Consider the following 25709-nt stretch of genomic DNA (forward strand, 5'->3'; position numbering starts at 1 on the left):
GGCGCGGCGGGAGCGGCACGGCGGCGCGGCGGCGTGCGGCGGGGCGGCGCGACGGGAGCGGCGGCGTGCGGCGTGCGGCGGGGCGGCGCGACGGGAGCGGCGGCGTGCGGCGTGAGGGTTCTCCCTCGCTCTCGCTGGCGCGCGGCGGCGCGCGCGGGAGAGGGCGGTACGGTCGCCGGGGTGCGCTCCCTGTTCGGCTCCCGGATGGAGATCGCCTTCAGCGCGGGCCTGCTGCTGTGGGCCGTGCTCGAGGCGCTGTTCCTGCCTGGCGAGTGGTCGACGCCGGTGCGGCTCGCGTTTGCGCTCGCCGCCACCGCGCCGCTCGCGCTGCGGCACCGCTTCCCTTGCGCCGTCGCGGTCTGGGCGGTCGTCGCGTTCGTGGTCGACGGGCTGCTGGTGATGCTGCCGTACGTCGCGGTGACGCCGCTGCAGGGGCTGATCGTCGCGCTGTTCGCGCTCGCCGCCTACGCCGAGCGGCGCCGCCGCGCGCTCGGCGGGATCGCGCTCTTCCTACTGCTGCCGCTGCTGTTCCACGTCACCGAGCGCGAAGTGCCGGTGACGCTGCACGACTCGATCGCGCTGCTCGTCTTCGAGCTGATGGCCGCGAGCGCCGGCTGGGCGGTCCGCGCCCGGCGCGAGGAGAGCGAGCAGACCGCCGCCGCGACCGCCCGCGCCGACGCCGCGCGCGCCCTGAGCCTGCGTGACGGCGTCGCTGGCGAGCGCCGCCGGATCGCGCGTGAGCTGCACGCGATCGTCACTCGCGACCTGGCCGCGATCGAGCGCCTCGCCGCACGCGCCCGGGCCACGGTCGGCCACACCGACGACCCTGCCGCCAGCCGCACCGACGAGCACGTCGCCGCCCGCGCGCTGGCCGAGATCTCGCGCACCGCCAGCGCCGCCCTCGAAGAGCTGCGCCGCCTGCTCCACGTCCTGCGGGCAGACGAGGCGGCTGTCTCCGGCGCGCAAGCCGCGCCACCGATTGCGCACTCCGCGCCGGCCTTTGCGCAAGACGCGCCGGCAATCGCGCAAGACGCGCCGGCAATCGCGCAAGACGCGCCGGGTGGGTCTGGGGGGTGGCGGCGGGCGTGGGTGGTCGACGTCGTCGCGGCTGCGGTGGCGGTGGCGGCGCTCGTGGGCGAGCAGGCGGCGCGTGGCGGCGGCGGGGTGACGGGCGGCGGGACCGGCGGGGACGTGGCGGTGGCCGGCTGGGTCAGCGGGGTGGCGCTGATCGTGCTGCCGCTGCTGCTCCTGCGCAGCCGCGCGGGGTTGGCGGCCGCGCTGGTGCTCGCCGTCGGCGGGCTGGGGGCGCGGACGCTGCTCGGGTGGATGCCGTCGGGCGGGCTGTCGCTGGTCGTCGTGCTCGTGTTCGCACCGTACGCGGCGGCGGCACATGCCGCCACGAGCACGCGGGCGAGCGTCGGCGGCGCGGTGGCCGTCGTCGTGTCTTTGACGACGATCGGGCTGGCGATGGACAGCGTCGCGACCGATCTCGCGATCGTCGCGGCGATCGCGGCGTTCAGCTGGTTCGCGGGCTGGCGGGTCCGCTCCAGCACCCACCGCACCGCCGGGCTGAGGCGCGCGGACCAGCGCGGTGCCGCCGCCGCGCCGCGACGGCTGCGCGACGCGCTCGACGCCGAGCGCACCCGCGTCGCGCGCGACCTCCACGACGTCGTCGCCCACGGCGTGTCGCTGATCGGCCTGCTCGCCGGCGCGGCGCGCGCAACCCTCCCCCACGATCCCGCCCGCGCCGAGACCGCGCTCGCCGACCTCGCCGACACGGCCGCCGCGACGCGCATCGAGCTGGCGCGGCTGCTCGACGCCCTGCGCGCGGGCGACGAGCCGGCCGCGGGCGCGACCTGCCTCGCCGATCTCGACGCGCTCGCCGCCGGCGCCCGCCGCGCCGGGCAGCGGGTCACCCTCCAGCTCGACCGTGACGCGCTCGCCGCCGTGCCCGCCGGCGTGCTCGCCTCCGCCTGCGGGATCGTCCAGGAAGCGCTCACCAACGCACGCAAGCACGCGCTCGGCGCTGCTGTCGAAGTCGCGATGGGGGTCGAGGACGGCGCACGCCCGTCGCACGACTCCGCCGCGACCGGAGCCGGCGCGCAGGCCGCGCTCGCGGCAGGCGACGGCGCGACCGCAACGCTCGCGATCGCGGTCGTCAACGCGGCGGCGGCGCCGGGGTCGGCGCGGGCGGCAGGGGCGCAGCGCGGACTCGAGGGGATGCGCGAGCGGGCGCGGCTGCTCGGGGGCGCGGTCGCGGCCGGGCCGGAGCCCGGCGGCGGCTTCGCCGTCCGCGCGCGGCTGCCGTTCGCTCCGCTCAGCGCCGCCGCTGCTGCAGCGCCGCTCGCCGCCGTCGCCTGAGCTGGCCGCCGCCGCGTCCGGAGGCGCCGCGCACCGAGCTTCCAGCGGGCGCGCCACCGGAGGGTTCCGGGCCGATGCGGCCGGCCGCGACGCATCTGGCCGGTGGGCGTGGCAGGCTGCCCGGTCCGATGTTGCTGATGCTTCCTCCGTCCGAGGGCAAGGCGGTGCCTTCGGCGCGCCGGGCGCCGTTCGAGCTCGCCGCCCTCCCCTACGCCGACCGGCTGACCGCTGTGCGCGAGCGGCTGATCGCCGCGGTCGATCCCGCGCTGGCGACCGCCCCGGCGGCGCCGGCCGCCGAGGTCTACACCGGCGTGCTGTACGGACAGCTCGACTTCGGCTCCCTTCCTGCCGGGGCGAGACGACGGGCGCGTACGACCGTACTGATCGCCAGCGGACTGTGGGGACTGGTCGGGCTCGCCGACAGGATCCCCGGCTACAAGCTGCCGATCGACGCCAGAGTCGACGGGGTCGGGCCGCTCGCTGCGCTGTGGCGGCCCGCGGTCGCGGCCGCGCTGGCGGAGCGCGACAGCAGCAGGGAGCTGGTCGTCGACTGCCGCTCGGGCGGCTACGCGGCCGTCTGGAAGCCGGCGCACGCGGCGCGCGTCGAGGTGCGCGCCTTCGCCGTCAAGCCCGACGGCAGCCGGCAGGTGATCTCGCACAACGCGAAGGCGACCCGCGGCCGCGTCACGCGCGAGCTGCTGCTCGCCCCGCGCGCGCCCAGACGCCCCGCCGACGTGCTTGCGCTGTTCCACGCCGCCGGCTTCGACGCCGAGCTGCACGCGCCCGCCGGCCGCGCCGGAGCGCCGTGGCAGCTCGACGTGCTCGAGCGGTAAGCGCGCCTACGCGCCACGATCGTCCGCCGTTGTCGGATCGGCGGGAGGCTGTCCGACGTACAGGCGTCACCAGCCATCCTGCGAAAGGACGACCGATGCAGTACGCGCTTCTGATCTACGCCGACCCGACCGACATGCCCGCGCCCGACAGCCCCGAGGGGCAGGCCGAGCACGCTTCCTGGATGGAGTACACGCAGGCGCTCGCCGAGTCCGGCGCGATGAGAGGCGGCGAGGCGCTCCACCCCGCGCCGGCCGCCACCAGCGTCCGCGTCCGCGGCGGCGAGACGCTCACGACCGACGGGCCGTTCGCCGAGACGAAGGAGGTCCTGACGGGCTTCTACCTGCTCGACGTGCCCGACCTCGACGCCGCGCTCGACTGGGCCGGCAGAATCCCCAGCGTCGGCTACGGCACCGTCGAGCTGCGGCCGACGGTCGTCTTCGACCGCGTGTGACCGCCGCGCCGGGCAGCGGGGCGGCGGCGCCGGCCGCCGCAGCGCTCGACCGCGCCGCCCGCGAGCAGGGCGGGCGCGTGCTGGCGACGCTGATCGGCCATCTCGGCGGCGACTTCGCGCTCGCCGAGGACGCGCTCCAGGACGCCTACGCGGAGGCCGCCGGACGGTGGCCGCGCGACGGCGTCCCGCGCAACCCCGGCGCCTGGCTGACGACCGCGGCGCGGCGGCGGGCGATCGACCGCCTCCGCCGCGCCCGCGGCCTCGACGAGCGCCTCCGCACGCTGGAGGCGCTCGCGCAGCGCGACGGCGGCGCCGTCCACGAGGACGCCCCGGCGCGCGACGCGGACGACGACCAGCTCCCCGACGACCGTCTGCGGCTGATCTTCACCTGCTGCCACCCGGCGCTCAGCCCGGAGGCGCGGATCGCGCTGACGGTCAAGACGCTCGGCGGCCTCACGACCGCGCAGACGGCGCGCGCCTTCCTCGTCGAGCCGCGCACGATGGAGCAGCGGCTGACGCGCGCGAAGGCGAAGATCGCGGCCGCCGGGATCCCCTACCGCGTCCCACCGCGCGAGCTGCTGCCGGAGCGGCTGGCCGGCGTGCGGCAGGTCGTCTACCTGATCTTCACCGAGGGCCACACCGCCTCCGACGGCGAGCGGCTCGTGCGCGACGAGCTGTGCGAGGAGGCGATCCGGCTCGGGCGGCTGCTGCACGCCACGCTCCCGCCCAACTCCGAGACGCTCGGCCTGCTCGCGCTGATGCTGCTGCACGACAGCCGCCGCGCCGCGCGCGCCGACGCCGCCGGCCGCCCCGTCCCGCTCGCCGCGCAGGACCGGCTGACATGGGACGGCGGGCGGATCGCCGAGGGCGTCGCGCTGCTGGACGAGGCCCTCGCGCAACGGCGGCCCGGCCCGTTTCAGGTCGAGGCCGCGATCGCCGCGCTGCACGCCGGGGCCGCGTCGCTGGAGGAGACCGACTGGCCGCAGATCTCGGCCCTCTACGGCCGTCTGCTGCAGTGGCGGCCGACGCCGGTCGTCGCCGTCAACCGGGCGGTCGCGATCGCGTTCGCCGACGGGACGCGCGCCGGGCTGGCCGAGCTGGACGCGCTCGCGGACGAGCGCAAGCTGGTCGGCTACGTGCCGCTCCACAGCGCCCGCGCGGAGCTGCTGCGCAGAGACGGCGACGCGGCCGGCGCGCTCGCCGCCTACGAGCGCGCGATCGCGCTCTGCGGCAACGGCGCGCAGCGGGCGGAGCTGGAGCGACGGCGGGCGGAGCTGCTGCCGGGCGCGGGCGCGCCCGGCGTGTGAGCGGCGACGCGAACGGGCGCTACGGCGTGACGCCGTGCTCGCGCAGGTACTCGAGGTAGAACGGGCGCAGCAGCTCGCCCACCTCGCCTCTGCCCGAGGTCGTCACGTCGTCGACGTGCGAGGCCCACGAGTCGAGGTCGGCGTCGGCCTCCTCGAACTCGCCGGCGCCGGCCTCGGCGGCCGGCAGGTACTTCATCAGCCGCCAGAAGAATCTGACGTCGAGGTGGTGCCGCGCGCGTCTGACCGCGAGGTCGTGCAACTGCTCCGAGGTCAGCTCGTCGAGTGCGTCGGCCATGGCGGTGCCGTCCTAGCGGTAGTCGTCGGGGTTCTTCGAGGGGCCCGGGAGCGACGCCCAGAGACGGCCCGCGGTCGGCCGCTTGGACGGCTCGAGGTCGCCCCAGACGGCGCTGACGGCGACGAGCACGAACGAGATCGCCCACAGGGTCGCGAGCGTCTCGGTCTGCTCGGAGGACCAGACGATCCCCAGCACCACGAAGGCGATGGCGGCGGCGAGGCGCGTGATCAGCGAGAGCATCGGCGAATCGTACCTGCGCGACGGCTACGGTGGAACGATGCCCACTCTCTGGACGATCGGATACGAGCGCCTGCCGCCCGACGCGCTCGCCGCCGAGCTGAGCGCCGCCGCGATCGAGCGCGTGATCGACGTCCGCTTCCGCGCGCAGTCGCGCAAGCCGGGGATGTCGAAGACGAAGCTGTCGCAGCGGCTCGCGCAGGACGGGATCGCCTACGAGCACCGCCGCGCGCTCGGCACGCCGCCGGAGATCCGCCCGCTCTACCGCACCGGCGCCGTCGCGCGCGCGGCGGAGCAGTTCCGCGCGCACGTCGAGGCGACCGCGAGCGAGGAGCTGGACGCGCTCGCCGCCGAGCTGGCGCTGCCGGATGCGCCCGCGACCGCGCTGCTGTGCCTGGAGGCCGAGCCGTCCGGCTGTCACCGCCGCGTCGTCGCCGAGCAGCTGCGCGCGCGGCTGCCGCAGCTGCAGGTCGTCGACCTCTAGCGCGCCGGGAACTGCTCCAGCACCCAGCCGGGGCCGAGCAGCTGGCGCAGGTACGAGCGGCCGTGGATCGACAGGTACTCGCCCGTGCGCGGATCGAACGGCAGGTCGCGCTCGACCGGATACCACTCGTTGTGCTGGCGGATCAGCGCGTTCAGCTCGCTGAAGTCGTGCGCGTGCGCCCGCTCGCGCCAGCGGCGCTCGAACGCGTCGCGGTCCTCGCCGCAGGCGTGCCGCAGCGTGCGGTGCTCCTCCGCCAGCTCGCGGCGGACGCGCGCGATGCCGTTGTCGATCTCGGCGATCCGCTCCATCCAGCGCGGCGGGTTGCCGCCCGTCAGGTAGTTCTCGACCGAGCGCTGCGCCTGCCGCGCGACCGACGACAGCGGTCTGCCGGCGGAGGTCGCGTCGGTGCGGCGGCGCAGCACGCGCTCGGCCGGCGTGAGGCGTGAGTCGTCTTCACCAGTCACCAACCTCACGGTAGCCAACGTGTTTCCGTGCCCACCATCACACAGGTTTCGTGCCCACGCTCACAGAGACAACGGTGCATCGTCCGTAGCTTGACTGGTGCATCCAGCACACCGTCGAACACAGGAAACCAGCCCCGTCATGACCCGTCTCCTCAGCGCCTTCAACCGCCTCCTCGACGGCCCGGCCAAGACCGAGCCGGTCCACTTCCACCACGGTTCGGTCGGCAACGCCGTCGTCTGTCACGACGACCGCTGCAGCTCGCCGCGCCTCGACCTGCGCGACGCCCGCGAGCTGAGCGGCGCCACGGGCGACCTGCGCTAGCAGCGTCGCCCCGCACCCGCCGCTACTGCGGCGGCGGGTGGAACGTGCTCGTGTAGGGCACCCAGCGGCCGACACGTCGCCGCGCCCATGAGGTGACCCGATCGGTCACCTCGATCTCGGCGAAGACGTGATCGCACGGCAGCTCGATCCAGCCGCCGTCGGCCAGGTCGATCCGCAGCGCCTCGATCGCCGGATACCAGGCGATCCCCAGCAGTCCGACCGTCCGCTCCTCCAGCGGGTGCGACAGGCGCGGTCTGCCGACGTCGTGGACGAGCAGCCGGCAGGCCAGCAGCGGCAGCTCGAACTCGTCGTAGAGCCACGTCCGCCGCAGGTGGCGCGGGCCGAGGCCGCCGGCGCCGAACGGCTCCTGCGTGAACGGCAGCGAGACGACGGCGCGGCGCGGGTCCCAGCCGAGCCGGCCGAGGTCGCCGTCGCCCTCGTGCAGCCAGGTCGAGAGGTCGCCGAGGGCCTCGCCGTCGGTCGCGAGCAGATGCTGCAGCAGATGCGACGACGGCGATGCGCTCACACGGCGATGCTACGACTCAGCGGCGCGGAAGCGCCACCTGGCCGTACGCGCTCAGCGTGACGGGCCCGATCAGACCGTAGTTCTGGCGTCTGGAGCCGCCGAAGATCGTCGGATCGGTGGCGCGCAGACGGTTGTTGAGCGTCGTCGCGACCTCCACCTCGATCGTGTTCCTGCCCGGTCTCAGGCGGTCGCCGAGGTCGACGACCGTGTCGCACTGCGACAGCGGCGGGAGCAGCCTGCCGTTGACCTTGACGCGGAAGGTGTCGAACACCTCGCCGAGGTCGAGCGTGGCGCCGACCTCCTTCGCCCACTCCCTGCCGAGCGTGACCGTCGTCGTGTAGCGGCCGATGCCGGAGACGTCCTCCAGCCCCGCGATCGCCGGCCAGGCCGCGAGCGCGGGGAGCGGCACGGTGCGGCGGGGTCTGATCGTCTCCCACGGCTGCGCGCCCGGCTGCCAGTCCTCGACCTCCAGCTTCCAGCTCGTCAGCGCCAACGGCGCCGGCACCTGTCTGATCGTCGCTCTGACGCTGCGGCCGTTGGAGAGCGTCGTCGCGTACGTGCCCGCGGTCGTGTCGCGCAGCACGAGCTTCCCGCCGTCGTAGCGGAGCTCGTCGGCCTCGGTCGCGGTCGCGTGCACGTCCTGGCCGAGCAGCTCCTGCCACCAGCGCAGGCGCGCGAGCGCGACGATCGTCGTCTCGCCCGGCTTCAGCGTGACCCGCAGGCGGATGCGGCCGTCGGGCAGCGTCTCGTAGACGGCCTGCGGGGCGATCTCGCCGGTCCACGCGTCGAGCACGTACGGCGCGACCTCGCGGCGGCTGGTCGGCCGCAGCGTGACGAGGTGGTCCATCGTTCTCGTCGCGTCGCCGTTGGCGAGGTAGTAGTAGTCGACGTCGCCGTCGACGCGGTGGGCGTTCTGCAGCGACGATCTGACCTCGTACTCGACGTCGCGCACGAGCCCGAGTCGGGCCAGGCCCTCGCCGATGAACGGCCGATCGGCGACTCTGACGACGTTCGGCAGCGCCAGCAGCTCGTCGACGAGCGCCTTCAGCTGCGCCAGCTCGCCCGGCTGCGGGATCCCCGGCGTTCTCGGGTTCGACCAGTCGCCCGACAGCACGACCGGCAGGCCGGCCTTCGCGAACGCGAGGATCCGCTCGGCCGAGTCGAGCTGCAGCGTCGTCTCGCGGCCGGCGAAGGCGTCGCCCTCGAAGATCAGCGCCTTCGCGTTGAGGCCGTCGGGCGCGAACCGTCTGTTGGTGACGCGCGCGAGCGGGAAGTGCAGCAGCCGCGGGGAGATCGTCACGTGCGTCCAGCCGACCGGGACGCCGTCGGAGGTCAGCCACGGCGCGCCGAAGCCGGAGCCGGCGTAGCCCTTCTGGCGGTAGGCGGCGACGTCGACCTGGTTGCGGCCGAGCTGGAGAATCTGCTGGGTGCGCGCGAGGTAGCCGGAGACGTCCGGCACGTGGCCCCAGGTCGGCTGGCGCGGCCCCCACGCCTCGCCGTAGCCGGGGCCGCCGTTGTAGGGGCTGAAGGCGGCGAAGCCGGGCCATCTGACGTTTGGCACGTCGCGGTAGGCGAAGCCGTGGAAGACCGCCTGGTTGACGCCGGCCGCGTACTGCGGCATCAGTCTCTTGAGGGTGACGTCCCAGGCGGTGCTGTAGGCGCCGCCGGCGAGGCCGCCGGCCTCGTTGGAGAGGACTCTTCTGCCGCCCATGTCGCGGCCGCCGGCGAGCGAGCGGAAGTCGTCGAGGTTCTTGAAGCCGAGCGACTCGCCCTCCGGCACGTCGACCAGCGCCGCGACCGTGATCGCGTCGGTCTCGAGGCCGTACGGCTGGTTGCGCAGGCCCATCCCGAAGCCCTTCGCCCAGCGCTGCAGCGGCAGCACGTGCTCGTCGATGTAGAGCTGCGAGAGGACGTCGTTGTAGTCGGTGCGGATGCGCGCGTGGGTCGCGTCGTCGAAGTCGAAGACGTACTTCTCGTCCTGCTCGATCACGGCCGCGAGGACCGGCAGCAGCGCGTACTTCTTCTGCTGCTCGAAGGCGGTCGGGATGCTCGGCGTCCACAGCGTGGCGTCGGTCTCCATCTCGATCGAGTCCTCGAAGATCTGGCCGCCGACCTCCTTCAGCAGCCGGCGCACCGACGGCGTCAGCAGGCTCGACTCCCACAGCTCGACGATCGCGTTCGTGCCCGCGCGCGAGAAGTGGTCGACGACGTAGGCGTCGGGCTCGGTGTGCGGCCCGCCCTCGGGCTCCTGGCCGCTGCCGCGCTCCCAGTAGGAGATCAGCACCCAGGTGCTCGGCGTGGTCGTGGCGGGCGTGTCGGCGGGGGCGGTGAACGCGACGGTCGTGTCGCTCGTGACGGTTTGCGTGAGGTCGGCCAGCGTCTGGCGGACGATCGCGACCGGGCGTCTCGTCAGGACTCTGCCGGCGACGACCTGGGCGGCCTCGACGCGCAGGAGGGTGCGTTGCGCGACGCCGCCGGCGGGCGCGATCACCGGCTCGGGGACGGGGCCGTCGTAGGTCTCGCCGGCCTGGAGGGAGACGAGGCCGTGGGCGACCTCCTTGACGGCGCCGGGCGAGTCGGGCGTGATGTGGGGGCTCGCGGCAGGCCAGCTCGGGCCGGCGAGCAGGTCGACCTGCAGCCCGCGCTTCTTCGCCTGCTTCAGCGCGGCCTCGACGGCGGTCGTCCAGGCCGGCGTGCCCCAGCCGGTGTGCTCCGGGTCCAGCGGCGTCTTGACGCTGTGATGGACGTCGGAGATCTCGACGCCGCCGAAGCCCGCGTCGGCGATCTGGTCGATCTCGCGCGCGATCTCCTGCGGGTCGACGTCGCCGTGCGGCCACCACCAGCGGAACTTCGGCTGGACCTCGCGCGGCGGGCTGGCGAAGCGGCCGCCGCGGGGCTGCAGGGAGGCCTGGTGGCCGTGCGGGCCGTGGCCGCCGTGGCCTGCGTGGTGGCCGAGGCCGTGCGCGGCGGCGGAGTCGGCGGCCGCGGCGGCGACCGCGCCGGCGCCGGTGGCGGCGCCGAGCTGGATCAGACGGCGGCGGGAGAGCGCGCCGGGGCGGTGATCGGCGCCTGCCTGCGGGGCGCCGTCGGCGTCGATGCCGTGGGCGTCGCCGTTGCTGGGGGCGTGGGCGTGGCCGTGCGGGCGCGGATGATCGCCGTCGCCGGGGCGTCGTTCAGCCATTCGTCTCTCTCCTCGCTTCAACTGCCGTCGCGGGGTTCCCGTCCCCACGGATTCGAGGCGACTGTATGAGCGTTTGTGGTTGAAGTCAACCGTTTGTCGCGCACGCGTAATCAGAAACGCCCAAGCCGGGGCGAATCCGCTCGGCGGAGCTGGCGCGCGGGCGCGCGCAGGCTCGCAGGCGCGGTCGTTTGCTGTCGTTTAACGACAGCAACTTCACGCGGCTCGCTTCAGGCCGGCGCGGGCAGCGACGCGCCCGCGCCGGTCAGCGCGCCGCCGAGGCCGCCGAGCAGCATGCCCTGCATCTGCTGCGGGGTGAGGTCGAGGTCGCCCTCGATCCAGGCGAGACAGGCGCCGTCGATCGACCACAGCCAGCCCTGGACGGCGGCGCGCGCCGCCGGTCCGTCTCCCCCACCCTGCGGGTTGAGCCCGTCGAGGATCTGCTGGACCGTGCGATCGCGCACGTCGTCGATCAGCTCGCGCACCTCGGCGACCGCGAGGCTGCGCAGCAGCTTGCCGTAGGCGGCGCGGTGGCGGTCGATCCAGTCGAGGAAGGCGAGCAGGCTGGCGGCGACCTGCTCGGCCGGCGGGCGCGACGGATCCGGAGTCGTGGCCGCGCCCAGCTCCTCCGCGGCGCTCTGCAGCGCCGCGGCGAACAGCGCCCGCTTGCCGGGGAAGTAGTGGTAGAGCAGCGGCTTGGAGATGCCGGCTTCACGCGCGATCCGCGACATCGACAGCTCTTCGTAGCCGTACTCGCCGAACAGCTCCGTCGCGCGCTCGACGAGCTGACGACGGCGCTCCTCGTTCTCCAGTCGGCGATACGCCCGCGGCGGCACGCCCGCGATCGTACCTCCCACCCACCCGACACGCCTGTTGACCACCGGTCGACAGCGCGCTAGGATGACCCACATGGGCTTGCTGACCGACGGTCGACAGCGATGGGCGGGCGGGACGCAGCCCGCAGAGCCGTCGGCGGCTGGTGCGGGCGGGACGCAGGTGGCGGATGCGGGTGCAAGCGCGTCGCAGACGGCCGATGCGCCGGTGGCCGCGCGCGGCGGACGCGGGACGGTGCGGGCGACGGCGACCGTCGCGCGCAGCGCCGTCCGCGTCGCCGACGCGCCGCTGCCGGGCGGCGGCGGTGCGGGGCTGGCGCATCCGAGAGCGCTCGACCTCGCCCCTCTGCTGACCGTCGCGGCCGCGCGACCGGGCCTGTGGCTCGTCGCCGGCGGCGCGCTCGCGGCGCTGGCGGTCGCGTCGCTCGTCGCGCTCGCGAGCGGCCGGCTCGGCCCGTTGGCGCGGATCGACCTCGCCGTCGTCGCCGCGACCGGGCTCGCGGTCGCGGCGCGACGTGTCAGCGAAGCCGCAGGCGGAGGCGGACGTGCGGGGCGGGGACGCGGAGGCCGGACGGGCCCTGCAACGTGTCGGTGCGGCAGGCTCCGTCGGGGGTGAAGCCGTGGCGGGCGTAGAAGGCGCCCGCGCGGCCGTTGCCGTCGAGCATCCACAGCGTCAGCTCGCGCCAGCGGCCGTACGGGTCGGCGAGGCGGGCGAACAGCGCCTCCAGCAGGGTGTCGGCAGCACCGCTCCCCCACCGCGCCGGATCGACGTAGAGCGCCGCCAGCTCGGCCGTGTGGATCCTCGCGTCGGGGTCGCGGCTCGGCGCCGCGAACGAGAGGAAGCCGACGACGGGCGCCGCGGGCGCGGGGGCGTCGGGCGCGGGCGCGGGGGCGTCGGGCGCGGGCGCGGGGGCGTCGGGCGCGGACGGAGCGGGCGCGGTCGCGACGAGCGTCTCGACCCATTCGCCGCTGACGCCGCTCAGGCGCGAGTGCCACTGGCGCTCGCGCAGCTCCAGCCTGATCGCGTCGAGCAGCGCCGCCGGCAGCAGGCCCCTGTAGCCGGCCTGCCAGGCGCGCACGTGGACGGCGGCGATCGCGGCGGCGTCGGCCGGCGTCGCGGGGCGGGCGAGCGCAGTCATGGGCGCGTCGCGCGGTGCGAGAACCACAGCAGCGTCCCGAACAGCGCGCTGAGCGAGACGGCGACCGCCTGCACGACCGTCAGCGCGACGACGAACAGCAGCGCCGAGTCGAGCGCGAGGAAGAGCGCGCTGGCGATCGTCATCAGCACGAACGCCGCGACGCCGAAGGCGATCGCGCACAGCAGCAGCGCGCCGAACGTCTCCAGCCAGCGGCCTCTCACCTGCGCGGCGCTGCGACGCAGCGCCGCCACCGGCCCGAGCCCCTCCAGCACCGCCGCCTGGGCGCCGAAATACCAGCAGACCGCCAGCCAGATGCCCGGCACGATCAGCGCGATCAGGCCGAGCATGACGCCGACCGTCGACAGCGCGACGACCGCGAAGGCGCGCGGCAGCGCGGGCGCCGCCTCGCGCAGCGCCGCGCCGACCGTCGCGACTCTGCCGGCGCCGAGGTCGCGCACGATCACCGCGTGCAGCGCCGTCACCAGCGCCGGCGTGACGAAGCTGGTCAGGAACAGCGCGGCCGTCGACGGACCGGTTCCCGGCGAGTAGTCGGCGCCGTCGCGCAGCGCCCCGCCCCAGACGCCGTCGACCAGCACGACGACCGGCGCGACGATCAGCAGCGTGACGCTCAGGAACAGGCCCGCGTGGCGGGTGAAGAGCGCGACCGCGAGCGACAGCAGCTCGGGCGCCGAGCGCGGCTGCGTGAGGTCGACCTCGGATGGCGCCTGGACGGACACGGCCCGGCAGCCTACCGGGCACGCCGTCGAGCGCCAACGCGCCCAGCCGAACGGTGACGTTCGGCGCCCGCACACGGTGCCGATGCCCGGCACGGTGCGCGGAGGCGTCCCGTGCGAAGCGCGGGGCCAACGGAGCGGGGCGCGGGTCATGCAGCGGCGCGGCCACCCGCCGCCCTGTCCTACGGCAGCAGCTTGCCCGGGTTCATCACGCCGGCCGGGTCGAGCTGGGCCTTGACCGCGCGCAGCAGCGCGACGCCGGCCTCCCCCACCTCCGCCTCCAGCCAGGGCGCGTGGTCGGCGCCGACGGCGTGGTGGTGCGTGATCGTCGCGCCCGCCGCCGCCATCGCGTCGGTCGCGGCCCGCTTCGCGCGCTGCCACTGGCCGACCGGGTCGTCGGCGTCGCGTCTGGCGATCACGCTGAAGTAGAGCGACGCGCCGGCCGCGTACAGATGCGAGACGTGACAGGCGACGACCGGGCGCCAGCCGTCCAGCGCACCGCGCAGCGCCTCGCCGACCGCCGCGTGCACGCGCTCCAGGTCGCGCCACGAGGCGGCCGTCTCCAGCGTCTCGATCGCGATCCCGAGGTCGATCAGCTCGTCGCGCAGCCGCGGCGCTCTGAAGCGGCCGGTTCTCCACGACGCCGCCGCCTGCTCGCCGAGCGGGACCGCGCCGGCCTCGCGCAGCAGCGCGTCGGTCGCCAGCGCGCGGCCCGCCACCTCGGCCTCGCCGCCCTCCCAGCCGACCAGCAGCAGGCAGCCCTCCCCCGCCTGCTCGCCCGCGGTCGCGACGCCCATCGCCGTCTCGGTCTCGTCGGAGAGGCGCGCCAGGTCCGGCTTGGGCCCGTCCTGCGCCAGCCGCCGCAGCAGCGCCGCGCCCTCCGCGAAGCTGGCGACGCGCCAGCCCTCGTGCCGCCGCGCCGCCGGCAGCGGGCGGATCCGCACCGTCACCTCGGTGATCACGCCGAACGCCCCTTCTGAGCCGAGCAGCAGCTGCCGCAGGTCCGGCCCGGCCGCGCTCCCCGGCGCCCGCCCCAGCGCGAGCGTCCCAGCCGGCGTGACCGCCCGCAGCCGCTCCACCAGCGCGTCGAAGCGGCCCCAGCCGGTCGACAGCTGACCGGCCGAGCGGGTCGCCGCGTAGCCGCCGAGCGTCGCCCGCTCGAAGCTCTGCGGGACGTGGCCGAGCGTGTAGCCGCGCTCGGCCAGCAGCGCCTCCGCCTGCGGGCCGGTGAGGCCGGCGCCGAGCGTCGCGGTGCGGGAGATCTCGTCCAGCTCGGCGAACGCGTCGAGCCGTCGCAAGTCGAGCGCGACGACCGCCGCGAAGCCTCCGGCCGACGGCGTCACGCCGCCGACGACGCTCGTGCCGCCGCCGAACGGGACGACCGCGACGCGCTGCTCGCTCGCGACCGCCAGCACCGCCGCGACCTGCGCCTCGTCGGCCGGCGTCAGGACCGCGTCGGGCAGCGGCCGCGAGCCGGGCAGGCGGTGGCGCAGCAGATCGAGGTACGACATCCCGTTGGCGTGCGCGGCGCGTGCCGCGACGTCCTCGCGCAGGTCGTCGACCACGGCGGCGAGGGCGGCGCGCGCCTGCGGCGTCAGCGCGCTCGGCGGCACGACCTCGGCGCCGCCGTTCGCCGATGCCGGCGGCTCGGCCTCGAACACCTGCACGACGAAGGCGCGCAGCTCGTCGCTCAGCAGCGGCGTCGCGGGCGCAGCCGCCCACGCGGAGGCCGGATCGGCCGGGAGGGTGAAGTCGTCGACCATGATCCGGCCATGTTACAGTCGCGGCGCGTTTGTCACGCTGCTTGCTGGAGGCCGAGCACCTCGGCGAGCTGGCGGCGGGAGCGGATCCCGAGCTTGCCGTAGCAGCGCCCGAGGTGCATCTCGACCGTCTTGTGCGTCACCCACAGCGCCTCGGCGATCTCGCGGTTGGTCAGCCCCTCGGCCGCCATCTCGGCGACGCGGCGCTCGGCCGGCGTCAGCGCCTCGACGCCCGACAGCATTTCCCGCCGCGGCCGCGCGCCCGACGCCTCCAGCTCGGCGCGCGCGTGGCGCGCCAGCCGCGCCGACTCGGTCCGCGCCGCCAGGTCGAGCGAGCGCGCCAGCAGCTCGCGCGCGTCACGGCGGGCGCCGCGCACGCGCAGTCTCGCGCCGAGGTCGTGCAGCGCCCAGCCCAGCTCCAGCCTGTACGGCGTCCGCTCCAGCGTCGCAACCGCCTCGCGCAGCAGCTCGATGCTGTCGTCGCCTTCGAGCGCGTTGGCCTTGATCAGCAGCGCGCTGCCGCGGGCGCCCGGCAGGCCGGCCGCGTCGGCGACGCGCAGGTCGTGCTCCATCAGCTCCAGCGCCTCGCCGGGCCGTCCGGTGGCGGCCAGCAGCTCCGCCAGGCGCAGCCGCTGGAGCGCCGTGTGGGGCGAGATCCAGCCGCGCGCGTCGCACAGCGCGACCGTCCGCCGCAGGTCGGCCTCGGCCTCGTCGAAGCGGCGCTGGAGGAAGCGCAGGTAGCCGCGCGTGGTGAGCGCGTACGGCTCGATGTAGGTGTCTCTGGCCGGGCCGAAGTCGACGTCGATCAGCGCGGCGGCGCGCTCCAGCTCGTCGAGCTGGATCAGGTTCTCGGCCGTGACGGCGGCGATCGCGGCGATCGTCAGCGGCACGCCGAGCCGCTGGACCGCCTCCAGCGCGACCTGGCCGTGCGCGGCGCCGGCCGCGACCGAGCCGAAGTCGCGGTGCCAGTAGGACCAGGCGTGGCCGATGAACGGGTCGGCCTCGAAGCCGCGGCGGCGGTTGTGGCGCTCGCCGTCGCGCAGCACCTCGGCGCAGCGGTCGCGCGCCTCGGCGAAGCGGAAGGCGTGCGTGGCGAGGTTCCAGGTCGAGTTCGTGACGCCGACTCGTTCCAGCAGCACGTCGCCGGCGTAGGCGCGCTCGGCGCGCGCCAGCACCTGCTCGCGCGGTCTGCCGGTGCAGGCGTCGTCGACGGCCAGCAGAGCCAGCATCACGACCGACGGATCGGGGTCGGCGCGGCCGGCGGCGAAGGCGGCGTCGCGCGGGCCGGCGAAGGCGTCGACGAAGATCAGCGACTCCAGCTCGAACGCCTCCAGCCGCAGCCGCAGCGTCTCGTCCTGCGCCTCCCTGCGCGCCTGCGCGACCTCCGCCAGCGCCGACGCCGGGTCGGTGTGGACGAGCACGGTGCCGATCGCGGCGCGGGCGCGCGCCAGCTCGTCGCCGGCGAGGCGGCCGCCGGCGATCGCCTCGCGCAGCCGCTCGGCGCCGACCGGGCGGTTGGCCTTCACCTCCAGCTCGCCCAGCTCCAGCAGCAGCTGCGGTCGCTGCTCGCGCGCGGGCGGCTCGCGCAGGGCGCGGTCCAGCAGCTCCAGCGCCGCCTCGGGCGCGCCGTCGGCGATCGCGGCGGCGCCCGCCGCGCGCAGGTCGGCGACCGCCTGCGCGTCGCCGGTCGGCTCCGCCGCGAGCCAGTGCAGCGCCGTCTCGGCCGGGCGCGCGCCGCGCTCGCGCAGGCGCGTCGCGGCGAGCCGGTGGAGGCGCATGCGGTCGACCGGCGCGGTCGCGGCGACGACCGCCTGCTTCACGAGCGGATGGACGAAGCTGCGCCCGTCGCCGGCCAGCACGCCGGCGCGGACGAGCCGGTCGAGCGTCGCGCGGGCGCTGTCGGCGTCGGTCGCCGCGAGCGCGGCGACGTCCTCGATCAGGCCGCGCTCGCCGACGACCGCCGCGGCCTGCGCGAGCGACTCGGCCTGCGGGCCGAGCGTCCGCAGCCGCCGTTGGACGGCCGGGGCGACGCCGGCGGCGCCGAGCTGCGCGACCCGCTCGCTGTCGGCGGCGGCGCCGGCGAGGCCCAGCTCGCCGGCCTCGCGCGCGAGCACGGTCACGAGCAGCGGGTTGCCGCCGGTCGCGCCGAGCGCGGCGTCGCGGAAGTCGGGGTCGGGGACCTGGCCGAGGACCGCCAGCAGCACGTCGGCGACGTCGTCGGTCTGCAGCGGCGCGGGCCGCAGCACGCGCGCGTGCGGGCCGGCGGCGAGCTGCTGCAGCAGCTCCTCCGGCGCGCCCGGCTCGTGCGTGCGCTGGCCGGCGACGACGGCGACGGCGAGGCCGTCGAGGCGGCGGCCGAGGTACTCGAGGAAGCGCAGCGACGGCACGTCGGCCCACTGCACGTCGTCGACGAGCAGCACGAGCGGCCGCTGCTCGGAGAGGTTGGCGACGAACCAGTAGAGCCCGTGCAGGACCGCGTAGCCGGCCTCCTCCGCGCGCTCGCCCGAGCCGGGCGCGAGCACCGGCTCCGCACGCGCCGCGGCACCGCCGAGCAGCCGCTCCCGCTCGGCCGGCGCGGCCTGCGCCAGCAGCAGCTCGAACAGCTGCAGCACGACGCCGAAGCCGAAGCCGCGGTCCAGCTCGCTGGCGCGGGCTTCGAGCACGAGGGGTGTGCTCGCGCGCTCCCGCACGGCCGCCAGCAGCGCCGACTTGCCGATCCCGGCCGGCCCCTCGATCAGCGTCAGCGAGCCGTTGCCCGCCGCCGCCCCCGCGAGCGCGCGATCGAGCGCCTCCAGCTCAGCCCCGCGTGCGACCAGCGTCCGTGCCATCGCGCGAGCTTAACCCGCCGCGCGGCAGTGCGCCGCGCGGCGGTCAGGCGATGGTCAGCCGCCGCGGCGGGCGCGGTAGCGGCGGATCAGCGTGTTGGTGGAGGAGTCGTGCGCGAGCGCCGGGTCGTCGGCCGATTCCAGCTCGGGGATGATCGCGTTCGCGAGCTTCTTGCCCAGCTCGACGCCCCACTGGTCGAACGAGTCGATCTGCCAGATCGTCCCCTGCACGAACACCTTGTGCTCGTACAGCGCGACGAGCGCGCCAAGCGTGTGCGGAGTGAGCTTGTCGGCGAGGATCGTGCTCGTCGGCCGGTTCCCGACGGTGACGCGGTGCGGGGTCTGCTCGGCCGCGCCGCCCTCCGCCGCGATCTCGTCGTGCGAGCGGCCGAAGGCGAGCGCCTCGGTCTGCGCGAACAGGTTCGCCATCAGCAGGTCGTGGTGACGGCCCAGCTCGTTGAGCGCCTGGTTGAAGCCGATGAAGTCCGCCGGGACGACCTTCGTGCCCTGGTGCATCAGCTGGTAGAAGGCGTGCTGGCCGTTGGTGCCCGGCTCGCCCCAGACGATCGTGCCGGTGCCGTGCTGGACCGGCGTGCCGTCGAGCCGCACGTGCTTGCCGTTGGACTCCATCTCCAGCTGCTGCAGGTACGCCGTGAAGCGCTTCAGGTACTGGTCGTACGGCAGCACCGCGACCGTCTCGTGGCCGAGCAGGTCGCTGTTCCAGATCCCCACCAGCGCCATCAGCACGGGCAGGTTCTGCTCCAGCGGAGCGCTGCGGAAGTGCTCGTCGAGCGCGTGGAAGCCGGCCAGCATCTCGCGGAAGGCGTCGCCGCCGATCGCGATCATCAGCGACAGGCCGATCGCCGACGGGAACGAGTAGCGGCCGCCGACCCAGTCCCAGAACTCGAACATGTTGGCGGTGTCGATGCCGAATCTCGCCACCTCGGCCGCGTTGGTCGAGAGCGCGACGAAGTGCTTCGCGACCGCGCTCGCGTCGCCGTCGAAGGCCGGCGCGGACAGCAGCCACGAGCGCGCGGTGTGCGCGTTGGTCAGCGTCTCCAGCGTCGTGAACGTCTTCGACGCGACGATGAAGAGCGTCTCCTCCGGATCGAGGTCGCGCGTCGCCTCGGCGAAGTCGTTGCCGTCGACGTTGGAGACGAAGCGCGAGGTGATGTCGCGCTGCGCGTAGTGGGCGAGCGCGAGCGTCGCCATCGCCGGGCCGAGGTCGGAGCCGCCGATGCCGATGTTGACGACCGCTCTGATCGGCTTGCCGGTGTGGCCCTTCCACTCACCCGAGCGGACCCGCTCGGAGAACGCGGCCATCGTGTCGAGCACCGCGTGCACCGCCGGCACGACGTTCTCGCCGTCGACCTCGATCACCGCGTCGCGCGGGGCGCGCAGCGCCGTGTGGAGGACCGCGCGCCCCTCGCTGACGTTGATCTTCTCGCCGCTGAACATCGCCTCGCGGCGCTGCTCGACCTCGGCGGCGCGCGCAAGCTCGAACAGCAGCGAGAGCGTCTCGTCGCTGACGAGCTGCTTGGAGTAGTCGAGGTAGAGGCCGGCGCCCTCGGCGGTGAGCCGCTCGCCGCGCTCGCCGTCGGCGTCGAACAGCGCGCGCAGGCTGACCTCGCCGAGCGCGTCGCGGTGGGCGGCCAGCGCCTGCCAGACCGGCGCAGTTCTGGCCGCGACCTCGTCGACCGTGCTCACGTCGACCGCGCTCACGCCGTCAGCGCCTGGCTCTTGCTCGCGATCTGCTCGAGCAGGCTTCTCCAGGACTTGGCGAAGGCGTCCGCGCCCTCGCCCTGCAGCCGCTCGGCGAGCGCCTTGACGTCGGTGCCGGCCGCCTCGAAGGCCGCCAGCACGTCCTCGCTGTCGCCGCCGTCGCGCGCCAGCGGCTCGCCGAGCGTGCCGTGGTCGTGGAAGGCGAGCAGCGTCTTCTCCGGCATCGTGTTGACCGTCAGCGGCGAGGCGAACGCCTCGATGTAGAGCGTGTCCGACGCCTCCGGGTCCTTCGTCCCGGTCGACGCCCACAGCGCCCGCTGCGGGCGCGCGCCGAGGTTCAGCAGCCGCTGCACGCGGGCCGAGCCGATCAGCTCCAGGTAGGCGACGTACGCCTGCTGCACGACCGCGATCCCGAGGCGGTTCTTGTAGCCCTCCGGCGCGCTGTCCTTGACGGCGACGTCCCAGCGGCTGATGAAGATCGACGCGACCGACTCGACGTGCGGGTTGAGGCCGGCCTCGACGCGGCGCTCGATCCCCTTCAGGTACGCGTCGGCGGCGGCGAGGTACTGGTCCTTGTCGAACAGCAGCGTGACGTTGACCGGGATGCCGGCGAAGATCGCCTCCTCGATCGCCGGCAGGCCCTCGGGCGTGCCGGGGATCTTGATGAAGAGGTTGGGGCGGTCGCCGCGCGCGTGCAGCTCCTTCGCCTGCTCGAGCGTCGCCTCGGTGTCGCGCACCAGCAGCGGCGAGACCTCCAGCGAGACGAAGCCGTCGACGCCGTCGGTCTTGTCGTGGATCGGGCGGAAGAGGTCGGCCGCGCGCGTGATGTCGTCGACCGCGAGGTCGAAGAAGGCGCCCTCGCCGTCCTTGCCGGCCTCGACCGAGGCGCGGATCGAGTCGTCGTAAGCGTCGCCGGCGGCGACGGCGTGCTCGAAGATCGTCGGGTTCGAGGTCAGCCCGGTCACGCTGCGCTCGTTGATGTGAGCGGCCAGCGTCCCGTCACCGAGCATGTCGCGCGTGATGTTGTCCAGCCAGAGGCTCTGGCCGAGTCTGTTGAGGTCTGCGGTGGCGCTCATGTGGTGGGTCCTCTCGGGTCGTGCCAGCAGTCGTCTTCGGTCAGGAGGCGGTCGGCCTCCGCCGGGCCCCAGGTACCCGGCTGATAGCTGTGCAACGGGGTCGTGTCATCCAGGATGGCACCGACGACCCGCCAGGCGGCCTCGACGGTGTCCTCGCGCGCGAACAGCGTCGCGTCGCCGCGCATCGCGTCGCCGAGCAGCCGCTCGTACGGCGGCAGCTCGGCCGGCGGGACGCGCGCGTCGACGAGCTGCACGTCCTCCCCCACCATCTGCTCGCCGACGACCTTCGCGCGCGCCTGCAGCGCCAGCTCGACATTCGGCGAGAGCGTGAAGCGGAAGGTGTTGCGGCGGCGGTCGTCCTCGGCGTCGAAGATCGTCTCCGGCGGGTGCTTCAGCGTCACCAGCACCTCGCAGGCCGTCACCGGCAGCTGCTTGCCGGCGCGGATGTAGATCGGCACGCCGGCCCAGCGCCAGTTGTCGATCTGGAGGCGGACGGCGGCGTACGTCTCGACCGTCGAGCCGGCCGCGACGCCGGGCTCGTCGTGGTAGCCGTCGAACTGGCCGCGGACGACGTCGTCGGCGGTCAGCGGGCGGATCGAGTCCATCAGCCGCGCCTTCTCGTTGCGCAGCCCGTCGTGCGAGTTGGGGCTGGGCGCGTCGAGCGCGAGCAGGCCGAGCACCTGCAGCATGTGGTTCTGGATCACGTCGCGGATCGCGCCCGCGGTCTCGTAGAAGGCGCCGCGGCCGGCGACGCCGAACGCCTCCGCCATCGTGATCTGGATGCTGTGGACGTGCTCGCGGTTCCAGATCGGCTCCAGGAACGAGTTCGCGAAGCGGAAGTAGATGAGGTTCTCGACCGGCTCCTTGCCGAGGTAGTGGTCGATGCGGAAGATCCGCTGCTCGGGGAAGACCGAGCCGAGCGTCGCGTTCAGCTCCTTGGCGCTGGCGAGGTCGCGGCCGAACGGCTTCTCGACGACGACGCGCGCGCCCTCCTCGGCGCAGCCCGATCTGCCGAGCGCCTCGACGACGGTCCCGAACAGGACCGGCGGGATCGCGAGGTAGTGGAGCGGGCGGCAGGCGTCGCCGAGCGTCTCGCGCAGCTGTCTGAACGTCTCCGGGTCGGCGTAGTCGCCGTCGATGTAGCGCAGCTGCTCGCTCAGCTTCGCGAACGCGTCCGGGTCGACGCCGCCGTGCTCGCTGAGCGAGTCGTGCGCGCGTCTCTTGAGGTCCTCCAGCGTCCAGCCGGCCTTCGCGACGCCGACGATCGGCACGGCCAGCTTGCCGTGCCGGATCATCGACTGGAGGGCCGGGAAGATCTGCTTGTAGGCGAGGTCGCCGGTCGCGCCGAAGAAGACGAGCGCGTCGGCAGCCTCGGGACCGGCGGCCGCCACCGTCAGGCTCTCTTCTCGGCGTGGCCGCCGAACTGGCTGCGCATCGCCGACTGGACCTTGTTGGCGTACAGGTCGAGCCCGCGCGAGGCGAAGCGGCTGTAGAGCGCGCTCGTCAGGACCGGCGCCGGGACGCCCTCCTCGACCGCGGCCAGCGCCGTCCAGCGGCCCTCGCCGGAGTCGGAGACGCGGCCGGAGAACTCGGCCAGGTCGGGCGACTCGTGCAGCGCGATCGCGGTCAGGTCCAGCAGCCACGAGGCGATCACCGAGCCGCGGCGCCAGACCTCGGTCACCGCCGGCAGGTCGATGTCGTACTGGTACGCCTCGGGATCGGTCAGCGGCGCCGTCTCGGCGTCCTTCTCGTGGTCGAGTCTGCCGATGTCGGCGTTCTTGATGATGTTCAGGCCCTCGGCGTAGGCGGCCATCATGCCGTACTCGATGCCGTTGTGGACCATCTTCACGAAGTGGCCGGCGCCGACCGGGCCGCAGTGCAGGTAGCCGGCCTCGCCGGGCTGCAGGTCGCCTTCCTTGCCGGGCGTGCGCTCGGCCGCCTCGACGCCCGGGGCGAGCGTCGCGAAGACCGACTCCAGGCGCGCGAAGGCGCGGTCGTCGCCGCCGATCATCAGCGAGTAGCCGCGCTCGAGCCCGAAGACGCCGCCGGAGGTGCCGACGTCCATGTAGTGGACGCCCTTCTCCTGGACCTCCTTCGAACGGCGGATGTCGTCGCGGTAGTACGAGTTGCCGCCGTCGATGACGGTGTCATCGGCGTCGAGCAGCGGCAGCAGGTCGGCGAGCGTCGCGTCGACGACGGCGGCCGGCACCATCAGCCAGACATTGCGCGGCTTCTCCAGCTTGGCGACGAACTCCTCCAGCGAGGCCGCGCCGGTCGCGCCCTCGGAGGCGAGCTGCTGGACAGCCTCCTGATTGCGGTCGTACGCGACGGCGGTGTGGCCGTCTCTCAGCAGGCGGCGCACCATGTTGGCGCCCATCCGGCCCAGTCCGATCATGCCGAGCTGCATTCCGCTCGCGCTCCTTTCCGCCGGATCTCCGTCCGGCACCGTACATCCCGCGTACCCCTCACCCTACGCGGCAGAGCATCGTTCTTGCTATCGGACGGTGAAGGGATCACCCGACTGCACGGGTTATTCGACGCGAACCGCCGCAACTCCACCCTTTTGGGGGCAAGTCGCCCGCATGCGCCAGCTTTTCCGGCTGCGGCGGCGGGTACGCTCGCGGCGCGATGAGCGCCTCCTCACCGGTCGACGACTACCTGCGCGAGCTGCTGGCGCGCTGCCGTTCGCACGACGGCGGCGCCGTGGCGGACTACATTCCGGAGCTGGCCTGCGCCGACCCGTCGCTGACCGGGATCTGCCTCGCGACGATCGACGGGCACGTCTACGAGGCCGGCGACACGCGCGTGCCGTTCACGATCCAGTCGATCTCGAAGCCGTTCGCGTACGGGATGGCGCTGGAGGACGTCGGGCCGGAGGCGGTCGAGGCGAAGATCGACGTCGAGCCCTCCGGCGACGCCTTCAACTCGATCAGCCTCGATCCGGAGACCGGGCGGCCGCTGAACCCGATGATCAACGCGGGCGCGATCACCTCGACCTCGCTCGTCGGCGGTCTCGGCTGCGGCGGCGACGCGCGCCTGCAGCGGATCGTCTCCGGGCTGTCGCGCTTCGCCGGGCGGGAGCTGGCGGTCGACGAGGCGGTCGCCGCGTCGGAGTCGGCGACCGGCCACCGCAACCGCGCGATCGGCTGGATGCTGCGCTCGCGCGCGATCCTCGACGGCGACCCCGACGACGTGCTGGAGACCTACTTCCGCCAGTGCGCGGTCGGCGTCGACTGCCGCGACCTCAGCCTGATGGCGGCGACGCTCGCCAACGGCGGCGTCCATCCGCTGACCGGGATCACGGCGCTGCGACGCGAGCACGTGCAGCAGGTGCTGAGCGTGATGACGACGTGCGGGATGTACGACGCCGCCGGCAACTGGATGGTGCGCGTCGGGCTGCCGGCCAAGAGCGGCGTCGGCGGCGGGATCCTCGCGCTGCTGCCCGGCCAGCTCGGGCTCGCGGTCTTCTCGCCGCGGCTCGACGCGTGGGGCAACAGCGTCCGCGGCGTCTTCGCCTGCCAGCAGCTGTCGCGCGACCTCGACCTCCACTTCCTGCGCGCGACGCGGCCGGCGCACGTCGCGATCGCCGCGCGGCACGCGGTCGACGTCGAGCCGTCGCGGCGCCGGCGCCCGGCTCCGGAGCGCGCGCTGCTGGAGCAGGTCGGCGCGCGCGGGATCGTCTACGAGCTGCAGGGCGACGTGCTGGTCGCCAGCGCCGAGCGCGTGATCCGCGCGGTCTCGGCCGAGCCGCTCGACGTGGCGGCGATCGACCTGCGCGACGCCGAGTACGTCGACGGGCCGTCGGTGCGGCTGCTGCACGCGACCGTCGCGACGCTGCGCGAGCAGGGGCGCGAGCTGGCCTTCATCGAGCGGGCGGGGCGCGACGCGCTCGGCGGCGCCGGCGAGCTGCTCGTCTTCCACGACCGCGACAGCGCCAGCGAGTGGATCGAGGAGCGGCTGCTGGCGCTGCACGGCTCTGGCGATCTCGCCCACGCCTCCGTCACGCTGTCGCAGCACCGCCTGACGCGCGGACTGACGCCGGTCCAGCTGGCGGCGCTGGAGCCCCTGCTGCGCCCGCGCCCGTTCGCCGCCGGCGAGCGGATCGCCGCCGTCGGCGAGCCCGCGACCGAGCTGTACCTGCTGCTGCGCGGCGAGCTGTCGACCTCGCTCCCGCTGGAGGACGGCTCCCGCCGCCGCCTCTCCACCCTCACCCCCGGCTGGACCGCCGGCGAGGTCGCCGTCCTCGGCGAGGTCGCCCGCACCGCCGACACGATCGCCGACAGCGACGGCGAGCTGCTCGCCCTCTCCGCCGCCGACTTCCACGCCCTCGCCGAGACCGACCCGACGCTCTACGCGACGCTCCAGCGCAACCTGCTCGCCGGCGCCTACGAGCTGGCCGCCCAGCTGACGCGCGAGCTGGGACGGGCGCCGGATCACGACACCCGATGACTTTTGGACGTGGCCAGGGTCAGACCCGACATGAACCACGTCACCTGCCAGATAACGATGTCGCTCGATGGTTTCGTCGCCGGGCCGGACCAGAGCGTGAGAGAGCCGCTCGGCGAGAACGGAGAGGCGCTGCACCGCTGGATGTTCGAGGCTGAGCCGGGGTCGATCGACAGGGCGATCGGCGCGTCGGTCGGCGCGGGCGTCGGCGCGTATGTGATGGGGCGCAACATGTTCGGCGGCGGGCCGGGCGAGTGGGAGGAGTCGTGGCGCGGCTGGTGGGGCGAGAACCCGCCCTATCACGCGGCTGTCCACGTGCTCACCAACCACCCGCGCGAGCCGCTGGAGATGGAGGGCGGGACGACCTTCCACTTCGTCACCGAGGGGCCGGAGCGGGCGCTGGAGCTGGCGCGCGCGGCGGCCGGCGAGCGGGAGGTCCACATCGCGGGCGGCGCCGACTGTGTACGGCAGTACCTGCGGCTCGGCGCGATCGACGAGCTGTGGCTGCGGACGGCGCCGCTGCTGCTCGGCAGCGGCGAGCGCCTGTTCGAGGACGTCGGCGACGTCCGCTTCGAGCAGCTGGAGACGATCCACTCGCCGCTGGCGAGCCACGTCCGCTACCGGATCGTGCGGTAGGCGGGGCGGGCGCGGCGCGGCGCGGCGCGGCGGGTCCGCGCGGCGGCGGGCGCGGCGGGGCGGGCAAGTCGGAGGCCAA

General features: G+C 74.6%; 22 protein-coding genes. 8 read left to right on the plus strand and 14 right to left on the minus strand.

Annotated features, from left to right (window positions below):
- Positions 1-180: 180 nt before the first annotated feature.
- The 4 genes from Q7L73_RS26230 (at position 181) to Q7L73_RS26245 (ending at position 4953) form a co-directional block, all read left to right on the plus strand.
- Positions 181-2361, plus strand: coding sequence for a histidine kinase (locus tag Q7L73_RS26230; protein ID WP_304695092.1), 2181 nt, complete (start codon positions 181-183; stop codon positions 2359-2361).
- A 137-nt stretch (positions 2362-2498) separates the two neighbouring features.
- Complete coding sequence (gene yaaA, locus Q7L73_RS26235; protein WP_304695090.1) at positions 2499-3194, plus strand: peroxide stress protein YaaA; 696 nt, start codon at positions 2499-2501, stop codon at positions 3192-3194.
- A 95-nt stretch (positions 3195-3289) separates the two neighbouring features.
- Positions 3290-3646, plus strand: a complete 357-nt coding sequence (locus tag Q7L73_RS26240) for a YciI family protein (protein ID WP_304695088.1) — start codon at positions 3290-3292, stop codon at positions 3644-3646.
- A complete protein-coding gene (locus Q7L73_RS26245; protein ID WP_304695086.1) occupies positions 3643-4953 on the plus strand; it encodes an RNA polymerase sigma factor in 1311 nt (436 codons plus the stop codon). Before Q7L73_RS26240 ends, Q7L73_RS26245 begins: the two co-directional genes overlap by 4 nt.
- Positions 4954-4972: 19 nt before the next feature.
- Here Q7L73_RS26245 and Q7L73_RS26250 read toward each other — a convergent pair whose 3' ends face one another.
- Positions 4973-5248, minus strand: coding sequence for a hypothetical protein (locus Q7L73_RS26250; protein ID WP_304695085.1), 276 nt, complete (start codon positions 5246-5248; stop codon positions 4973-4975).
- Positions 5249-5260: 12 nt separating this feature from the next.
- Positions 5261-5488: a hypothetical protein gene (locus Q7L73_RS26255; RefSeq protein ID WP_304695083.1), complete on the minus strand. Its 228-nt coding sequence runs from the start codon at positions 5486-5488 to the stop codon at positions 5261-5263.
- Between the two features lie 37 nt (positions 5489-5525).
- Here Q7L73_RS26255 and Q7L73_RS26260 point away from each other — a divergent pair, with 37 nt between their 5' ends.
- Entirely contained in the window at positions 5526-5969 is a 444-nt protein-coding gene (locus Q7L73_RS26260; protein ID WP_304695081.1) for a DUF488 domain-containing protein, read from the plus strand.
- Here the strand turns inward: Q7L73_RS26260 and Q7L73_RS26265 are convergent.
- Positions 5966-6433 (minus strand): hypothetical protein, encoded by a 468-nt coding sequence (locus Q7L73_RS26265; RefSeq protein WP_304695079.1) that lies wholly within the window; start codon positions 6431-6433, stop codon positions 5966-5968. The genes Q7L73_RS26260 and Q7L73_RS26265 overlap by 4 nt on opposite strands.
- Before the next feature lie 139 nt (positions 6434-6572).
- Between Q7L73_RS26265 and Q7L73_RS26270 the strand changes: the two genes are divergently transcribed.
- A complete protein-coding gene (locus Q7L73_RS26270; RefSeq protein WP_304695077.1) occupies positions 6573-6755 on the plus strand; it encodes a hypothetical protein in 183 nt (60 codons plus the stop codon).
- Positions 6756-6777: 22 nt separating this feature from the next.
- Here Q7L73_RS26270 and Q7L73_RS26275 read toward each other — a convergent pair whose 3' ends face one another.
- The 11 genes from Q7L73_RS26275 to gnd form a co-directional block, all read right to left on the minus strand.
- Positions 6778-7281 carry a hypothetical protein gene (locus Q7L73_RS26275; protein WP_304695075.1) on the minus strand — a complete coding sequence of 168 codons (504 nt, stop codon included), beginning with the start codon at positions 7279-7281 and terminating at the stop codon, positions 6778-6780.
- A 16-nt stretch (positions 7282-7297) separates the two neighbouring features.
- Positions 7298-10462 carry a glycosyl hydrolase gene (locus tag Q7L73_RS26280; protein ID WP_304695073.1) on the minus strand — a complete coding sequence of 1055 codons (3165 nt, stop codon included), beginning with the start codon at positions 10460-10462 and terminating at the stop codon, positions 7298-7300.
- A 227-nt stretch (positions 10463-10689) separates the two neighbouring features.
- Positions 10690-11295 carry a TetR/AcrR family transcriptional regulator gene (locus tag Q7L73_RS26285; protein WP_304695071.1) on the minus strand — a complete coding sequence of 202 codons (606 nt, stop codon included), beginning with the start codon at positions 11293-11295 and terminating at the stop codon, positions 10690-10692.
- A 515-nt stretch (positions 11296-11810) separates the two neighbouring features.
- Positions 11811-12431 carry a GNAT family N-acetyltransferase gene (locus Q7L73_RS26290; RefSeq protein WP_304695069.1) on the minus strand — a complete coding sequence of 207 codons (621 nt, stop codon included), beginning with the start codon at positions 12429-12431 and terminating at the stop codon, positions 11811-11813.
- The gene (locus Q7L73_RS26295; protein WP_304695067.1) at positions 12428-13168 is read right to left on the minus strand and encodes a hypothetical protein; all 741 of its coding nucleotides are present in this window, start codon (positions 13166-13168) and stop codon (positions 12428-12430) included. Before Q7L73_RS26295 ends, Q7L73_RS26290 begins: the two co-directional genes overlap by 4 nt.
- A 179-nt stretch (positions 13169-13347) precedes the next feature.
- Entirely contained in the window at positions 13348-14928 is a 1581-nt protein-coding gene (locus tag Q7L73_RS26300; RefSeq protein WP_304695065.1) for an FAD-binding oxidoreductase, read from the minus strand.
- A 32-nt stretch (positions 14929-14960) separates the two neighbouring features.
- Entirely contained in the window at positions 14961-17753 is a 2793-nt protein-coding gene (locus tag Q7L73_RS26305) for an AAA family ATPase (protein WP_304695063.1), read from the minus strand.
- 54 nt (positions 17754-17807) lie between these two features.
- A complete protein-coding gene (pgi, locus tag Q7L73_RS26310; RefSeq protein WP_304695061.1) occupies positions 17808-19472 on the minus strand; it encodes a glucose-6-phosphate isomerase in 1665 nt (554 codons plus the stop codon).
- Positions 19469-20548: a transaldolase gene (gene tal, locus Q7L73_RS26315; RefSeq protein ID WP_304695059.1), complete on the minus strand. Its 1080-nt coding sequence runs from the start codon at positions 20546-20548 to the stop codon at positions 19469-19471. Before tal ends, pgi begins: the two co-directional genes overlap by 4 nt.
- A complete protein-coding gene (zwf, locus tag Q7L73_RS26320) occupies positions 20545-21939 on the minus strand; it encodes a glucose-6-phosphate dehydrogenase (RefSeq protein ID WP_304695058.1) in 1395 nt (464 codons plus the stop codon). Before zwf ends, tal begins: the two co-directional genes overlap by 4 nt.
- 2 nt (positions 21940-21941) lie before the next feature.
- Positions 21942-22955 carry a phosphogluconate dehydrogenase (NAD(+)-dependent, decarboxylating) gene (gnd, locus tag Q7L73_RS26325; protein ID WP_370552460.1) on the minus strand — a complete coding sequence of 338 codons (1014 nt, stop codon included), beginning with the start codon at positions 22953-22955 and terminating at the stop codon, positions 21942-21944.
- A 221-nt stretch (positions 22956-23176) separates the two neighbouring features.
- On the opposite strand from gnd, the gene glsA reads away from it, so the two are divergent.
- Both glsA and Q7L73_RS26335 read left to right on the plus strand, forming a co-directional pair.
- Positions 23177-24997, plus strand: coding sequence for a glutaminase A (gene glsA / locus Q7L73_RS26330; RefSeq protein WP_304695054.1), 1821 nt, complete (start codon positions 23177-23179; stop codon positions 24995-24997).
- Between the two features lie 9 nt (positions 24998-25006).
- The gene (locus Q7L73_RS26335; protein WP_304695052.1) at positions 25007-25630 is read left to right on the plus strand and encodes a dihydrofolate reductase family protein; all 624 of its coding nucleotides are present in this window, start codon (positions 25007-25009) and stop codon (positions 25628-25630) included.
- Positions 25631-25709: the final 79 nt, after the last annotated feature.

It is taken from the genome of Conexibacter sp. CPCC 205762 (assembly GCF_030646155.1).
Taxonomy (GTDB): domain Bacteria; phylum Actinomycetota; class Thermoleophilia; order Solirubrobacterales; family Solirubrobacteraceae; genus Conexibacter.

What these genes read in the sequence shown, in the direction of transcription:
- yaaA (WP_304695090.1), top strand. Translation starts at nt 2,499, where the DNA reads ATGCTTCCTCCGTCCGAGGGCAAGGCGGTGCCTTCGGCGCGCCGGGCG.
- Q7L73_RS26240 (WP_304695088.1), top strand. Translation starts at nt 3,290, where the DNA reads ATGCAGTACGCGCTTCTGATCTACGCCGACCCGACCGACATGCCCGCG.
- Q7L73_RS26250 (WP_304695085.1), bottom strand. Translation starts at nt 5,248, where the DNA reads ATGGCCGACGCACTCGACGAGCTGACCTCGGAGCAGTTGCACGACCTC.
- Q7L73_RS26255 (WP_304695083.1), bottom strand. Translation starts at nt 5,488, where the DNA reads ATGCTCTCGCTGATCACGCGCCTCGCCGCCGCCATCGCCTTCGTGGTG.
- Q7L73_RS26260 (WP_304695081.1), top strand. Translation starts at nt 5,526, where the DNA reads ATGCCCACTCTCTGGACGATCGGATACGAGCGCCTGCCGCCCGACGCG.
- Q7L73_RS26270 (WP_304695077.1), top strand. Translation starts at nt 6,573, where the DNA reads ATGACCCGTCTCCTCAGCGCCTTCAACCGCCTCCTCGACGGCCCGGCC.
- Q7L73_RS26280 (WP_304695073.1), bottom strand. Translation starts at nt 10,462, where the DNA reads ATGGCTGAACGACGCCCCGGCGACGGCGATCATCCGCGCCCGCACGGC.
- Q7L73_RS26290 (WP_304695069.1), bottom strand. Translation starts at nt 12,431, where the DNA reads ATGACTGCGCTCGCCCGCCCCGCGACGCCGGCCGACGCCGCCGCGATC.
- Q7L73_RS26300 (WP_304695065.1), bottom strand. Translation starts at nt 14,928, where the DNA reads ATGGTCGACGACTTCACCCTCCCGGCCGATCCGGCCTCCGCGTGGGCG.
- Q7L73_RS26305 (WP_304695063.1), bottom strand. Translation starts at nt 17,753, where the DNA reads ATGGCACGGACGCTGGTCGCACGCGGGGCTGAGCTGGAGGCGCTCGAT.
- tal (WP_304695059.1), bottom strand. Translation starts at nt 20,548, where the DNA reads ATGAGCGCCACCGCAGACCTCAACAGACTCGGCCAGAGCCTCTGGCTG.
- gnd (WP_370552460.1), bottom strand. Translation starts at nt 22,955, where the DNA reads ATGCAGCTCGGCATGATCGGACTGGGCCGGATGGGCGCCAACATGGTG.
- glsA (WP_304695054.1), top strand. Translation starts at nt 23,177, where the DNA reads ATGAGCGCCTCCTCACCGGTCGACGACTACCTGCGCGAGCTGCTGGCG.